The 14861-nt window shown below is 69.2% G+C and carries 11 protein-coding genes; 1 reads left to right on the plus strand and 10 read right to left on the minus strand.

All coding sequences use genetic code 11. From position 1 onward, the window contains the following. Nucleotides 1-121 precede the first annotated feature (121 nt). A complete protein-coding gene (gene csiR / locus E5198_RS04005) occupies nt 122-829 on the plus strand; it encodes a DNA-binding transcriptional regulator CsiR (RefSeq protein WP_136488729.1) in 708 nt (235 codons plus the stop codon). A 137-nt stretch (nt 830-966) separates the two neighbouring features. On the opposite strand, the gene E5198_RS04010 is transcribed toward csiR, so the two are convergent. The 10 genes from E5198_RS04010 to pepN all read right to left on the minus strand — a co-directional run bounded on the left by E5198_RS04010 (nt 967) and on the right by pepN (nt 14854). After that, nucleotides 967-2685, minus strand: coding sequence for a bifunctional protein-serine/threonine kinase/phosphatase (locus E5198_RS04010; RefSeq protein ID WP_136488730.1), 1719 nt, complete (start codon nt 2683-2685; stop codon nt 967-969). 42 nt (nt 2686-2727) lie between these two features. Beyond that, nucleotides 2728-3540, minus strand: a complete 813-nt coding sequence (locus E5198_RS04015) for a formate/nitrite transporter family protein (protein ID WP_136488731.1) — start codon at nt 3538-3540, stop codon at nt 2728-2730. Between the two features lie 58 nt (nt 3541-3598). Further along, nucleotides 3599-3949: a nitrite reductase small subunit NirD gene (nirD, locus tag E5198_RS04020; RefSeq protein WP_136488732.1), complete on the minus strand. Its 351-nt coding sequence runs from the start codon at nt 3947-3949 to the stop codon at nt 3599-3601. After that, nucleotides 3949-6507 carry a nitrite reductase large subunit NirB gene (gene nirB, locus E5198_RS04025; protein ID WP_136488733.1) on the minus strand — a complete coding sequence of 853 codons (2559 nt, stop codon included), beginning with the start codon at nt 6505-6507 and terminating at the stop codon, nt 3949-3951. Before nirB ends, nirD begins: the two co-directional genes overlap by 1 nt. Before the next feature lie 342 nt (nt 6508-6849). Continuing rightward, nucleotides 6850-7566 (minus strand): ABC transporter ATP-binding protein, encoded by a 717-nt coding sequence (locus tag E5198_RS04030; protein ID WP_136488734.1) that lies wholly within the window; start codon nt 7564-7566, stop codon nt 6850-6852. Then, entirely contained in the window at nt 7563-8435 is an 873-nt protein-coding gene (locus E5198_RS04035; protein ID WP_136488735.1) for an ABC transporter ATP-binding protein, read from the minus strand. The genes E5198_RS04030 and E5198_RS04035 overlap by 4 nt, the downstream gene beginning before the upstream one ends. Further along, nucleotides 8432-9700: a high-affinity branched-chain amino acid ABC transporter permease LivM gene (livM, locus tag E5198_RS04040; RefSeq protein ID WP_136488736.1), complete on the minus strand. Its 1269-nt coding sequence runs from the start codon at nt 9698-9700 to the stop codon at nt 8432-8434. The genes E5198_RS04035 and livM overlap by 4 nt, the downstream gene beginning before the upstream one ends. Continuing rightward, nucleotides 9697-10611 carry a branched-chain amino acid ABC transporter permease LivH gene (locus E5198_RS04045; protein ID WP_136488737.1) on the minus strand — a complete coding sequence of 305 codons (915 nt, stop codon included), beginning with the start codon at nt 10609-10611 and terminating at the stop codon, nt 9697-9699. Before E5198_RS04045 ends, livM begins: the two co-directional genes overlap by 4 nt. Nucleotides 10612-10772: 161 nt before the next feature. After that, nucleotides 10773-11897, minus strand: coding sequence for a branched-chain amino acid ABC transporter substrate-binding protein (locus tag E5198_RS04050; RefSeq protein WP_136488738.1), 1125 nt, complete (start codon nt 11895-11897; stop codon nt 10773-10775). Between the two features lie 299 nt (nt 11898-12196). Further along, nucleotides 12197-14854, minus strand: a complete 2658-nt coding sequence (gene pepN, locus E5198_RS04055; protein ID WP_136488739.1) for an aminopeptidase N — start codon at nt 14852-14854, stop codon at nt 12197-12199. Nucleotides 14855-14861 lie beyond the last annotated feature (7 nt).

A 14861-nucleotide genomic window follows, 5' to 3' on the forward strand; every position in this document is an offset into this window, starting at 1 on the left:
GTATTTGAAAAATATCGACATTTTTATCGCATGTCAAAAATTTCCAACACTTGTAGACAAAAGGTGCAGTCCGCCCGCCTTTGGGTATGATGGCCGGGCACCACGAGGAAGGACGGCGAACATGGAAACCCTTGTTTCCCAAGAGAATCTGGCGATCCGCGGGCATCAGCTGCTCAAGCGCGACATCATTCGCGGCCTGTTCCGCCCGGGCGAGAAGCTGCTGATGAGCGGCCTGAAGGCGCGCTACGGGCTGGGCGTCGGCCCGCTGCGCGAGGCGCTGTCGCAGCTGGTTGCCGAGCGCCTGGTGGTGGTCATCAGCCAGCGCGGCTATCGGGTGGCGCCGATGTCGCTCAGCGAACTGTTCGATATTTACGACGCCCGCGCCAACCTGGAGGCCATGCTGCTCGGCCTGGCCATCGAGCGCGGCGACGACGCCTGGGAGGCGGAGATCCTCGCCCGCGCCCACACCCTGACCAAGGTGGTGGAGGTGCGCAACGCCGAGGAGCAGCTGAGCGTCTGGGACGCCCGCCACAAGGCGTTCCACACCGCCATCGTCGCCGGCTGCGGCTCGGCGCAGCTGCTGCAGGTGCGCGCCTACCTGTTCGACCAGGCCGAGCGCTACCGCCACCTGTGGCTGCAGCACACGGTGTTCTCCGAACAGGCGCTGGAGGCCAAGCGCCGCGAGCACGCCACCCTGGTCGAGGCGATCCTCGCCCGCGACAAGGAGCGCGCCTGCCAGCTGATGCGCGAGCACCTGCTCGGCCCGGTGCCGATCATCACCGAGCTGATGCAGACGCACGGCATCGCCGCCGGCCAGCCGAGCGGCTAGGCGGGCGCCGGCGGTGAGACAGGTCCAGTTCCCGAACGCGCAGTGGAAAACCGAGGGCTCGGAGAGACCGAGCTGTTCGGCAATGGGCTGACCGGGACCGAGGCTGCCAGCGCCCCTCCCCTGTCCCGCCCGGCGAGTCAGCCGCCGAGCAGCTGCCAGGCCAGCAGGACAGCGAACAGCAGGCTGGCGCTGCGCCAGAACAGCAGCGGGTTGCGCTCCAGCAGCGGCGGCCGGCGCCGGTTGAGGTATTCGGCGCTGGGCTGGCGCAGGTCGTGGACGAATTCGGAGAGCTCGGCCTGGCGGCGGTTGGGATCGGGCTGCAGGGCCTTGCGCAGTACCTCGTCGATCCACGGCGGGATGTTGCGCTCGCCGTGCGCCAGCGGCCGGTAGACCAGGCGGTTCTGCTCGGCGCGGTTGCGACACTTGGCGACCTCGGCGCCGTAGGGCAGGTCGCCGCCGAGCAGCTGGTAGGCGATCACCGCCAGGGAGAACAGGTCCGAGCGCGGCGAGCCGGGCTCGCCGATGAAGTACTCCGGGGCCATGTACTGCAGGGTGCCCGGCAGCGCCTGCGCCGCCCGCTGCGGCGTGCGCTCGGCGAGGCCGGCGACCTGTGCCGAGCCGAAGTCGATCAGCCGGACGGTGCCGCTGGCGTCGATCAGCAGGTTCTCCGGGCGCAGGTCCTGGTGGAGCATCTCCAGACGGTGGAAGGCCTGCAGGCCGCGGGCGATCTGCTCGACCAGGTCGCGCACCTTCTCCAGCCCCGGCCGCGGGTTGTCGATCATCCACTGACGCAGGGTCTGGCCCTCGACGTATTCGCTGACGGTGTAGAGGTAGCGGCGCCGGCGCGTCTGCGGCGGGGCCTTGAGCACGTGGGCGCTGTCGATGCGGCGGGCGATCCATTCCTCGCCGAGCAGGCGCTCCAGGTGGGCGAGGTCGCCCTGCAGCTCGGTGGCCGGCACCTTGAGCACCACCGGCCGCTCGCCGTCCAGCGCCAGGTAGACGTGGCTGCGGCTGCTGGCGTGCAGGCTGCGCACGATGCGGTAGCCGTCGAACTCCATGCGCGGCTGCAGCAGCGGCGGCAGCGGCAGCTCGCCGAGCAGCTGGTGCAGCTCGCCGGCGTCGGCCTGCGGCAGCTGTTCGATGCGCACCAGCTGCACGGTGAGGTTGTCGTCGCTGCCGCGCCGGTAGGCTTCCTCGACCATCGCGCGGGCGGCGGCGTCGAGGTCGTCGGCGTGGGCGCGCAGCAGCTCGACCATGGCCGCGGGTGGCAGGTGTTCGTGGACGCCGTCGCTGGTGAGCAGGAACAGGTCGCCGGGCTCCAGCGCCAGGCTGCGGTGGTCCAGCTCCAGGTGCGGGCCGATGCCCAGGGCGCGGCTGAGGTAGCTGGTGTCGCGCGAGACCCACAGGCGGTGGTCCTCGGTCAGGCGCTCCAGCTCGTCGCCGCGCAGGCGGCAGATGCGCGTGTCGCCGGCGTGGAACAGGTGCGCGCGGGTGGCCTTGAACACCAGCGCGCTGAGGGTGCAGACGTAGCCGCGGTCCATGTCGTAGCGGTACTGGCTCTGCCGGGTCTGTGCGTAGAGCCAGGCGTTGGCGGCCATCAGCACGCGCTGCGCGGACTTCCTCACCGACCAGGCCTCGGCGGTGCAGTAGTAGTCGGCGAGGAAGCTGGCCACCGCCGCCTCGCTGGCGACCTGGCTGACCGCGCTGCTGCCGATGCCGTCGGCCAGGGCGATGGCGATGCCCTTGCTGGAGAGCTGCGGCTCGGCCGGGATGCAGGCGCCGTGGAAGTCCTGGTTGAGCGCCTTGCGGCCCTTGTCCGAGTACTGGCCGAGGCTGACGACGAGTTGCTGGGACATGGGCGCGGCATCCGGAAAGGGCCCCGGACGGGGCCCGCGGGGTCAGACGAAGGAGCGCTTGGGCGCGGTCTTGACGTGGGTGGCGTAGAGGGTCAGGCCGGTGAAGGCCAGGCCGCCGACCAGGTTGCCCAGGGCGGTGGGGATCTCGTTCCAGATCATGTAGTCCATCACCGAGAAATCGCCGCCCATGATCATGCCGAAGGGGAACAGAAACATGTTCACCACCGAGTGCTCGAAGCCCATGTAGAAGAACAGCATGATCGGCATCCACATGGCGATGGCCTTGCCGCTGACGGTGGTGGAAATCATCGCGCCGACCACGCCCATGGACACCATCCAGTTGCACAGCATGCCGCGCAGGAAGATGGTCAGCCAGCCGGCGGTGCCGAACTCGGCGTAGCCCAGGGTGCGCGCCTCGCCGATGTGCGAGATCTTCTCGCCGATGGCGCCGGGGCTGGTGGAGAAGCCGTAGGTGAAGACGAAGGCCATCATCACGGCGACCGTCAACGCGCCGGCGAAGTTGCCGGTGAACACCAGGCCCCAGTTCTTCAGCACACCGCCGACGGTAACGCCGGGGCGCTTGTCCAGCAGCGCCAGCGGGGTGAGCATGAATACTCCGGTGAGCAGGTCGAAGCCCATCAGGTAGAGCATGATGAAACCGACCGGGAAGAATGCTGCGCCAAGCAGCGGCGAACCGGTCTGGACCGTGATGGAGATGGCGAACACCGCGGCCAGGGCGAGGATGGCGCCGGCCATGTAGGCGCGGATCAGGGTGTCGCGGGTGGACATGTAGATCTTCGATTCGCCGGCATCGACCATCTTGGAGGCGAACTCGGCAGGGACCAGGTAGGACATGGCAGTGTTCTCTGTCGCGGGCAGGGAGGGCGCCGCCGCGGCGGCGTCGGGGTTCGGTTCAGCAGAAGATTTCCACGCGCTCGCCGCGCAGACGCACCGGCCACACCGGCAGGCGCTGCTCGGGGTATTCCAGGCAGCCGCCGTCGCTCAGGCGGAAGTGCTGCTTGTACAGCGGCGAGGCGATCACCAGCTCGCCCTGCAGGTGGCCGAGGAGGCCGCGGCCGATCACGTTGGCGCCGGACCTGGGGTCGCGGTTGCCGATGGCGAAGACCTGCGGCTCGCTGCCTGGCAGGTAGAACAGCGCTACCTGCGCGCCGCCGGCGCGGGCGACGATGCCGGAGTTGGCGACCAGGTCGGCGGCGGCGCACAGCGGCTGCCAGCAGGCTTCGAGTTTCAGGGCGGTGTTCATCAGACGGCCTCCTCGGTCAGGGGAATCAGGTGCAGTTCATCGGTGCGCGCCGGGCGGCGCTGGCCGCGTTCGCGGACGAAGTGGATGTCCGGGTCGCCGCCGTGTTCGTTGACGAAGGTACGGAAGCGCTTGAGCTTCTCCTCGTCCTTGAGGGCGTTGGCCCATTCGCATTCGTAGCGGTCGACCACCAGCTGCATCTGCGCCTCCAGCTCGGCGGCCAGACCCAGGCTGTCGTGGATGACCACGTCCTTGAGGTAGTCCAGGCCGCCCTCCAGCGACTCGCGCCACACCGAGGTGCGCTGCAGCTTGTCGGCGGTGCGGATGTAGAACATCAGCAGGCGATCGATGTAGCGGATCAGGGTCCGGTCATCCAGGTCGGTGGCGAACAGCTCGGCGTGGCGCGGACGCATGCCGCCGTTGCCGCAGACGTAGAGATTCCAGCCGTTCTCGGTGGCGATCACGCCGATGTCCTTGCTCTGCGCCTCGGCGCACTCGCGGGTGCAGCCGGAGACCGCGAACTTGAGCTTGTGCGGCGCGCGCAGGCCCTTGTAGCGGTGCTCGATGTCGAGGGCCATCTTCACGCTGTCCTGCACCCCGTAGCGGCACCAGGTGCTGCCGACGCAGCTCTTCACCGTGCGGGTGGACTTGCCGTAGGCGTGGCCGGTCTCGAAGCCGGCGGCGATCAGCTCGGCCCAGATCTCCGGCAGCTCGTGCAGCTGGGCGCCGAACAGGTCGATGCGCTGGCCGCCGGTGATCTTGGTGTAGAGGTCGTACTTCTTCGCCACCTGGCCGATGGCGATCAGCCCCTCGGGGGTGATCTCGCCGCCGGGGATGCGCGGCACCACCGAGTAGGTGCCGTTCTTCTGCATGTTGGCCATGAAGGTGTCGTTGGTGTCCTGCAGCGGCACCAGCGCCGGGTCCATGATCGGGCGGTTCCAGCAGGAGGCGAGGATCGAGCCCACCGCCGGCTTGCAGATGTCGCAGCCGACATGGCCCTTGCCGTGCCTGGCCAGCAGTTCCTCGAAGCTCTCGATGCCCTCGACGCGGACGAGGTGGTAGAGCTCCTGGCGGGTGTAGGCGAAGTGCTCGCAGAGGCTCTTGTCGACTTCCACGCCGCGGGCGCTCAGCTCGTGCTCGACCACCTGCTTGAGCAGCGCAGCGCAGCCACCGCAGCCGGTGGCCGCCTTGGTGCAGGCCTTGACGCTGGCGATGTCGCTGCAGCCGCCGTCGATGGCGGCGCAGATCGCGCCCTTGCTGACGTTGTGGCAGGAGCAGATGGTGGCCGTCTCCGGCAGGGCGTCGGCGCCCAGCGCCGGGGCATCGCTGCCGGCGGGCATGATCAGGCTGGCCGGGTCTTCCGGCAGCTTGATGCCGTTCTGCGCGTACTGCAGCAGGGTGTCGTAGTAGCTGTTGTCGCCGACCAGCACGGCGCCGAGCACCTGCTTGCCGTCGGCCGAAACCACCAGGCGGCGGTAGCTGGCGCTGGCCTCGTCGATGTAGCGGTAGCTGCGCGAACCGGGCATGGCGCCGTGGGCGTCGCCGATGGAGCCGACGTCGACGCCGAGCAGCTTGAGCTTGGTCGACATGTCGGCGCCGAGGAACGGCTGGGCTTCCTGGCCGCACAGCTGGGCGGCCACGGCGCGGGCCATCTGGTAGCCGGGGGCGACCAGGCCGAAGACGCTGCCGTTCCAGGCCGCGCACTCGCCGATGGCGTGGATGCGCTCGTCACTGGTCAGGCACTGGTCGTTGATCCCGATGCCGCCACGCGGGCCCAGCTCCAGGCCGCAGGCGCGGGCCAGAGCGTCCTGCGGGCGGATGCCGGCGGAGAACACGATCAGGTCGGTCTCGAGAAAGTCGTCGCCGGCGAAGTTCATCCGGTAGCGGTACTCGCTGCCGGCGCTGATGCTCTGGGTGGCCTTGGACAGGTGCACGCCGACGCCCAGATCCTCGATGCGCTGCTTCAGCGCCGCGCCGCCGAAGTCGTCCAGCTGCACCGGCATCAGCCGCGGGGCGAACTCCACCACGTGGGCTTCGAGGCCCAGCGACTTCAGCGCGTTGGCCGCTTCCAGGCCGAGCAGGCCGCCGCCGACCACCACGCCGCGGCGCTGGCCCCGGGCGGCGGCGCGGATTGCGTCGAGGTCGTCGAGGGTGCGGTAGACCAGGCGCGCCTCGCCCGCGGCGCCCTCGATCGACGGCACGAAGGGGTAGGAGCCGGTGGCCAGCACCAGCCTGTCGTAGCCGAAGCGGCCCTGGCTGGTGACCACCTCGCCGCTGGCGCGGTCGATCTCCAGCACCGCGGTGCCCAGGTGCAGGGTCAGGCCTTCGGCTTCATAGAGCGAGGCGGCGCTCATGGCCAGGGACTCGGCGTCGCGGTCGCCGAAGTACTCGGAGAGGTGCACGCGGTCGTAGGCGCGCTGCGCCTCCTCGCCGAACACCTCGATGCGGTAGTGCGCCAGGGCGCCGCCCGCGAGCAGTTGCTCGACGCAGTGATGCCCGACCATGCCGTTGCCGACGATGATCAGCCGTTGCTTGTCAGTGGAGAGGTCTGTGCTGTGCATGGCGTTTCCCGGTCGAAGCCCATCAGGTGTATCCGCGGCAATGAAAAAAGGCGCCTGAGACCTCGCGGTCCCAGGCGCCTTTGCCTGTTCTGTGCGGCGCCCTCGGAGGCGCCCTGTCGCCCATCGCCTGCGTTGGCGGCTCGATCGCCGTTGATCGAGTGGGCGGCCCCTCAGCGGGGCTCGAGTATGACGAAGCATTTGCCGTGCCAACTCTGCCGCATGGCGCGACTGGCGGGCTGCAGCGGCCCTCCGGGGGGCCGTGCGCCGTCACCCGGCAGCGAAATGGAACCAGAATGGTGCAGCGATGGCGCATCTGCCCCGCGATGAGGCCCGCCGCCGGGCTCAGTGCCCGCCCAGATAGGCGCTGCGCACCTCGGGATTGCCGAGCAGCTCCGCCCCGGAGCCGCTGAGGCGGATCTCGCCGTTGACCAGCACGTAGCCGCGGTCGGACAGCCTGAGGGCATGGTTGGCGTTCTGCTCGACCAGAAAGATGGTCATGCCACCGGCGGCCAGCTCGCGCAGGGTCTGGAAGATCTGCCGCACCACCAGCGGCGCCAGCCCCAGGGAAGGCTCGTCGAGCAGCAGCAGGCGCGGCCGGCTCATCAGCGCGCGGGCGATGGCGAGCATCTGCTGCTCGCCGCCGGAGAGGGTCATGGCGCGCTGCTGGCGGCGCTCCTCGAGGCGCGGGAACAGCGCGTACATGCGCCGCAGATCCTCGGCGGCGTGCCGCTGGCCGACGGTGATGGTGCCCATCAGCAGGTTCTCCTCGACGCTCATGTCGGGGAACACCCGCCGCCCCTCGGGCACCTGGGCCACGCCGCTGGCGGCGACGTGATGGGCGGAGCGGAAGGTGATGTCCTCGCCGGCGAGGAGGATCTGCCCGGCGCTGGCGCGCGGCTGGCCGAAGATCGACATCAGCAGGCTCGACTTGCCGGCGCCGTTGGCGCCGATCAGGCACACCGTCTCGCCCTCCTCCACCCGCAGGCTGACCCCGCGCAGGGCCTGCACCGGGCCGTAGAACAGGTCGAGGTCGCGCAGTTCGAGCAGCGGCGCGCTCATGCCGGCTCCTCCTCGTCGGCGCCGAGGTAGGCGGCGATCACCTTCGGGTCGCTGCGGATCGCCGCCGGCGCGCCCGCGGCGATCACCTCGCCGTGGTCGAGCACCACGATGTGGTCGCAGATGCCCATCACCATGCCCATGTCGTGCTCGATCAGCAGCACGCTGAGGGCGTGCTCCTCGCGCAGGCGGCGGATGATGGCGCCGAGCGCCACGGTCTCGGCCGGGTTGAGGCCGGCGGCCGGCTCGTCCAGGCACAGCAGCTGCGGGCGGGTGCACATGGCGCGGGCGATCTCCAGGCGGCGCTGCTGGCCATAGGCCAGCTCGCCGGCCAGGCGGTTGGCGCAGTCGACCAGGTCGACCAGCTCCAGCCAGTAGAAGGCATGGGCCAGCGCCTGCTCCTCGGCGCGGCGGAACGCCGGGGTGTTCAGCACGCCGGCCAGCAGGCTGCGGTTCAGCCACAGGTGCTGGGCCACCAGCAGGTTCTCCAGCACCGACATCTCGCGGAACAGGCGGATGTTCTGGAAGGTGCGCGCCAGGCCGGCGCGGTTGACCCGGTGGGTGCCGCCGAACAGCTTGAACCACAGCCGGCTGGCGAACTGCCGCGGGCGCACGAAGTCGCCCGGGCGGAACGGCTCGCCGAGCACCTGCAGCACGTCGGTGCGGCGCCCGCGGGCGTTGAGCTGGATGCTGCCGGCAGTGGCGCGGTAGAAGCCGGTCAGGCAGTTGAACACCGTGGTCTTGCCGGCGCCGTTGGGGCCGATCAGCGCGGTGATCGAGCCGCGGCGCACGCCCAGGCTGACCTCGTGCAGCGCGCGGATGCCGCCGAACTGCATGCACAGGCGCTCGACGCGCAGGATCTCGTCGCTCATGGTGCCACCCCCGGGCGCGGTGCGAAGCCGCGCCGGCTGACGCGGATCAGCCCGCGCGGGCGCCAGATCATCATCAGCACCATGAGCATGCCGAACAGCAGCACCCGGTAGTCGGCGAAGCTGCGCAGCAGCTCCGGCGCCACGGTGAGGACGAAGGCGGCCAGCACCACGCCGAGGGTCGAGCCCATGCCGCCGAGCACGACGATGGCGAGGATCAGCGCCGACTCGAAGAAGGTGAACGAGCTGGGGTTGACGAAGCCCTGGTAGCTGGCGAAGAACACCCCGGCCAGCCCGGCGGTGGAGGCGCCGAGCATGAACGCCGAGAGCTTGACCAGCACGTGGTTGAGGCCCAGCGCGCGGCAGGCGATCTCGTCCTCGCGCAGCGCCTCCCAGGCGCGGCCGATCGGCATGCGTGTCAGCCGCGTCTTGACGTGCAGCACCAGCAGCACGGTGAGCAGCAGCACCGCGTAGATGAACACGAACTTGAGGTTGGGATCGTAGGCGATGCCGAGGAACTCGTGGACCGGCACGCCGCCCTCCTTCGCCCGCCGGCCGAACTCCAGGCCGAGGAAAGTCGGCGCCGGCACCGGCATGCCGTTGGGGCCGCCGGTGAACGACAGCCAGTTGTTCAGCACCAGGCGGATGATCTCGCCGAAGCCGAGGGTGACGATGGCCAGGTAGTCGCCGTGCATGCGCAGCACCGGGAAGCCGAGCAGCGCGCCGGCCAGCGCGGCGGTCAGCGCGGCCAGCGGCAGCACGCTCCAGAAGCCGAGGCCGAGGTACTCGTAGCCCAGCGCCAGGCCGTAGGCGCCGATGGCGTAGAAGGCCACGTAGCCGAGATCGAGCAGGCCGGCGAGGCCGACCACGATGTTCAGGCCGAGGCCGAGCAGCACGTATATCAGGCCGAGGATGACCACGGTGAGCAGGTACTTGCTGGCCAGCAGCGGGAAGATCGCCGCCGCCAGCAGCACCAGCGGGATGGCCCAGCGCAGCGCCGAGCGCTGCCCGGGCGGCAGCACCTGCACGCCGGCGCCGCCGCCGTCGAAGCGCTGCAGCCAGCGCCGGCCGCTCGCCGTGTGCAGGAACAGGCCGAGCAGCAGGCGGCCGAGCATCACCGCACCGACCAGCACGGCGAGCCGCGCCGGCTCCAGGGTGAAGCCGTAGCCGTCGAGCACCACGCCGACGATAGGGCCGAACACCACCAGGGCGATCAGCCCGGCGAGGACGCTGTCGAGCAGCACGTGACGCAGGTCGGCGCCGCTCATACCTTGGTCACCTGCGGCCGGCCGAGCAGCCCCTGCGGGCGGAAGATCAGGATCAGCACCAGCAGCGAGAAGCTGAACACGTCCTTGTAGTCTGTGTTGACCAGCCCGGAGAACTGCGCCTCGGCGACGCCGAGCAGCAGGCCGCCGAGCATGGCCCCCGGCAGCGAGCCGATGCCGCCGAGCACCGCGGCGGTGAACGCCTTGATGCCGATGACGAAGCCGGCGTAGAAGTCGAAGGTGCCGTAGTTGAGGGTGATCAGCAGGCCGGCCAGCGCGGCCATGGCCGCGCCGATGACGAACACCGCGCTGATCACCCGGTCGGTGTCGATGCCGAGGATCTGCGCCATCCGGCGGTCCTGCTGGGTGGCGCGGCACATGCGGCCCAGGCGGGTGCGCTGGATCACCCAGGTCAGCGCGGCCATGCCGGCGAAGGCGGCGACCAGGATGAACACCTTGGTGTAGCTGATCTGCAGGAAGCCCTCGCCGACGTGCAGGCGGAAGGCGCCGTCGAGCAGGGTCGGCACGCCCTGCTGGCGCGCGCCCTGGCTGAGCTGCACGTAGTTCTGCAGGATCAGCGAGATGCCGATGGCGCTGATCAGCGGCGCCAGGCGCGTGGAGTTGCGCAGCGGCCGGTAGGCGATGCGCTCGATCACCCAGCCGTAGGTGGCGGTGACCGCGACGGTGAACAGCAGGGTGGCGAAGATCAGCAGCGGGAAGGAGTGCAGGCCGAAGAAGCCGAGCAGCGCCAGGCCGATGGCCGACAGGTAGGCGCTGATCATGTACACCTCGCCGTGGGCGAAGTTGATCATGCCGATGATGCCGTAGACCATGGTGTAGCCGATGGCGATCAGCCCGTAGACCGCGCCCAGGGTCAGGCCGTTGACCAGTTGCTGCAGGAAGATGCCGTCCATGCGTGTCGCCTCAGGGGAGAACTGTGGGAGGGCGGGCCTGCAGCACCGTAGGGTGGAAAACGACCGCAGGTCTTTTCCACCACCTCACGCTTTCGGTGGAAAACCGCTGCGCGGGTTTTCCACCCTACGGATCGGAGATGCCCGCCTTTACCGGACTCGCCTCATGGCAACTGGTGGTACTTGCCCTGGTCGTCCCACTGGTAGAGCACGTAGTCGCTGACCTTGAGGTCGCCCTTGGCGTCCCACGCCTTGGGCCCCATCACCGTCGGCACGCTGTTGCTCTTCAGCCACTCGCTGGCCTTGGCCAGATCGTTGGAGCCGACCGCGTTGAAGGCCGCCGCCATGGCCTGCAGCGAGGCGTAGGCGTACAGGGTGTAGCCCTCCGGCTCGTAGCCGCCGGCACGCAGCTTCTCGATCACCGCCTGGCCGTCGGCGATCTTGCGCGGGTCGGCGCCGAAGGTCATGTAGGCGCCCTTGACGTACTGCGGGCCGCCGGCGGTGGTGACCATCTCGTCGGTGACCACGCCGTCGCCGGAGACGAAGTGGGCGGTCAGGCCCTGCTCGCGCATCTGCCGCAGCAGCGGACCGGCCTCCGGGTGCAGGCCGCCGAAGTAGACCACGTCGACCTCGGCAGCGCGCAGCTTGGTGACCAGCGCATTGAAGTCCTTCTCGCCGCGGGTCAGCCCCTCGTAGAGCACCTCGCTGACGCCGCGCTCCTTGAGCCGCGCGCGGGTGGCGTCGGCGATGCCCTGGCCGTAGGTGTCCTTGTCGTGGATCAGCGCCACCCGCTTGCCCTTGAGGGTGTCGATGATGAAGTCGGCGGCGACCTGGCCCTGCTGGTCGTCGCGCCCGCACATGCGGAACATGCCGGTCAGGCCGCGCTCGGTGACCTGCGGGTTGGTCGAGCCGGGGGTGATGGTGAGGATGCCGGCCTCGTCGTACACCACCGAGGCGGGGATGGTCGACGACGAGCAGAAGTGGCCGATCACCCCGGCGACCTGCTCCTGGTCGACCAGGCGGTTGGCCACCGCCACCGCCTGCTTCGGCTCGCAGGCGTCGTCGCCCTTGACCAGCTTGATCGGCTCGCCGTTGATGCCGCCGGCGGCATTGATGTCGGCCGCCGCCTGGGTCGCCCCGCGCCAGTACTGCTCGCCGATGGCCGCGCTGGGGCCGGTGTGCGGCCCGGCCACGCCGATCAGCACGTCGGCGTGGACCTGCGAAGACAGGCCCAGCGCGGCGCCTACCGCGAGGGCGAGAAAGCCTTTTCCTGCAATCTTCTGCATCATGGACGGGAACTCCTGGAAGGGGGATGTTCGCGGCTGCGCACGCCATTGCCCGAATGCCCGGAGCCAGTCCTGCCCCGGGATAATCGGCATAACACACACCACTTCATTTCTTTTTAGACTATGGCGCGCGCTTCACAAGTCATCCCGCGCCGTCCGCCTGCGCGCCAAGCACCAGCCACCCCGCCCTGCCACCTGCCCCGCACCGAAAACACTGCACCCGCTGGCAGCTGCCGCAGGATCGGGAGTCCGCAAACGAGAAGCCCCCGCCATCTGGCGGGGGCTTCTGGGTCATGCCCGGCTTACGCCAGGCTCTTGCTCACCACCTCGTAGACGTCGCTGGACAGCTCGCCGCTGGCGAGGATGCGCTCCAGCTCGCCGCGCATCAGCGCCTGGCGGGCGCTGTCGAACTTGCGCCAGCGGGTCAGCGGGGTCAGCTGGCGGGAGGCGATCTGCGGGTTGAGCGCGTTGAGGGCGATCACCTGGTCGGCCAGGAAGCGGTAGCCGGCGCCGTCGGCGCGGTGGAAGTTGACGTGGTTCTGGTTGGCGAAGGCGCCGATCAGCGCGCGCACCTTGTTGGGGTTCTTCAGGGTGAAGGCGTGGTGGTGCATCAGCGCCTGCACGCGCTCGAGGCCGCCGGGCAACGGGCTTGCCGCCTGCACGGCGAACCACTGGTCCATGACCAGCGCGTCGTCCTTGAAGTAGTCGGCGAACTTGGCCAGCGCCTGGGCCTTCTCGGCGTCGAACGGCGAGTTGACCAGCACGGCCAGCGCGGCGAGGCGCTCGGTCATGTTGTCGGCGTGTTCGAACTGCTCCTCGCAGGCGTCGACCACCTCGTCGTCCTCGGCCAGCATCAGATAGGACAGGGCGATGTTCTGCAGGCTGCGCCGGGCGATCTGCGCCGCGTCGGCGGCGTAGGCGGTGCTGCGCGAGGCCTCGCGGCAGGCCTGGTAGCGGCTCCACAGCAGGTCGAACAGCTCGCGGGAGATTTGCTTGCGGGCGAACTCGCGGGCGATGTGGATGGCGTCGACGTCGGCCACCTCGCTGAGCTCGGCCAGATAGGCCTCGGCCGGCAGGGAGAGCATCTCGGCGACCATCGCGGCATCCAGGCCCTCGTCGGCCAGCACCGTGCGCAGCGCCTCGACCAGGCGGGCATCGAGGTGCAGGGGCTCGCTGCGCTGCTGCTGGCCGACCAGCTCCTGCAGCACCTGCACGGCGAGCTGCTGGCCGGCCTCCCAGCGGTTGAAGCCGTCGGAGTCGTGCTGCATGAGGAACATCAGCTGGTCGCGGCCGTAGGGATAGTGCAGCTTCACCGGCGCGCTGAAGCCGCGCAGCAGCGAGGGCAGCGGCTGGGTCGGCACGTCGACGAAGGTGAAGCTCTGCTCGGCCGCGGTCACCGCCAGCACGCGCGAGGTACCGGTCGCCTCGGCCTCGCCGGAGAGGCGCAGCGCCAGCTCCTGGCCGTGGGCGTCGAGCAGGCCCATGGCCACCGGGATGACGAAGGGCTGCTTGTGCTCCTGGCCGGGGGTGGCCGGGCAGCTCTGGCGGAAGGTCAGGGTGTAGGTCTTGGCATGGGCGTCGTAGCAGTCCTCCACGCTCAGGCGCGGGGTGCCGGACTGGGTGTACCAGCGCTTGAACTGGCCGAGATCCTGGCCGCTGGCGTCCTCCATGGCCTTGACGAAGTCGTCGCAGGTCACCGCCTGGCCGTCGTGGCGGGCGAAGTACAGGTCGCTGCCCTTGCGGAAGGCCTCGGCGCCGAGCAGGGTGTGGATCATGCGCAGCACTTCCGCGCCCTTCTCGTAGATGGTCAGGGTGTAGAAGTTGGAGATTTCCATGTAGGCGTCCGGGCGCACCGGGTGGGCCATGGGGCCGGCGTCCTCGGCGAACTGCTGGGTGCGCAGGAAGGCGACGTCCTCGATGCGCTTGACCGTGCGCGAGTTCATGTCGGCCGAGAACTCGGCGTCGCGGAACACGGTGAAGCCTTCCTTGAGCGACAGCTGGAACCAGTCGCGGCAGGTGACGCGGTTGCCCGACCAGTTGTGGAAGTACTCGTGGGCGACCACCGCCTCGACGCGCTGGTGGGCGGCGTCGGTGGCGGTTTCCGGGTGGGCCAGCACGCAGCTGGAGTTGAAGATGTTGAGGCCCTTGTTCTCCATGGCGCCCATGTTGAAGTCGTTGACCGCGACGATCATGAAGATGTCCAGGTCGTACTCGCGGCCGTACACCTCCTCGTCCCACTTCATCGACTTCTTCAGGCTGTCCATGGCGTGCTGCAGCTTGCCGATGTTCTCCGGTTCGACGTAGATGCGCAGGGCGACGTCGCGACCGCTCAGGGTCCTGAAGCTGTCCTCGATGCACCACAGGTCGCCCGCCACCAGGGCGAACAGGTAGGCGGGCTTCTTGAACGGGTCCTGCCAGGTGGCCCAGTGGCGGCCGTCCTCTTCCTGGCCGCTGGCGATCGGGTTGCCGTTGGACAGCAGGATCGGATAGGCCTGCTTGTCGGCGCTGAGCGTGGTGGTGAATTTGCTCATCACGTCCGGGCGGTCGAGGTAGAAGGTGATCTTGCGGAACCCCTCGGCCTCGCACTGGGTGCAGAACATGCCGCTCGACTTGTACAGCCCTTCCAGCGCAGTGTTGCTCTCGGGGTGGATGCGCACGCTGCTGTCGATGACGAACTGCGCCTGGGTCGGCTGCAGGGTCAGGTGGCTGTCGCTCAGGTGGTAGTCGCCCTTGGCCAGCGGCACGTCGTCCATGGCCAGGGCCAGCAGCTCGAGCTGCTGGCCGTCCAGCACCAGCTTCGGCAGGCCCTCGCCGGCCTCGGGGTTGCGACGCATGACCAGTTGCGCATGGACCAGGGTGTGGTCCTCGAACAGCTCGAAGGTCAGGTGGGTCTCGTCGATCAGGTAGTCGGGAGCCTTGTAGTCCTTGAGGTAGACGGTCTTCGGTTGTTCGCTGCGCATGGCTGGC

The sequence above is a fragment of the Pseudomonas sp. A-1 genome (assembly GCF_004801855.1).
Lineage (GTDB): Bacteria > Pseudomonadota > Gammaproteobacteria > Pseudomonadales > Pseudomonadaceae > Geopseudomonas.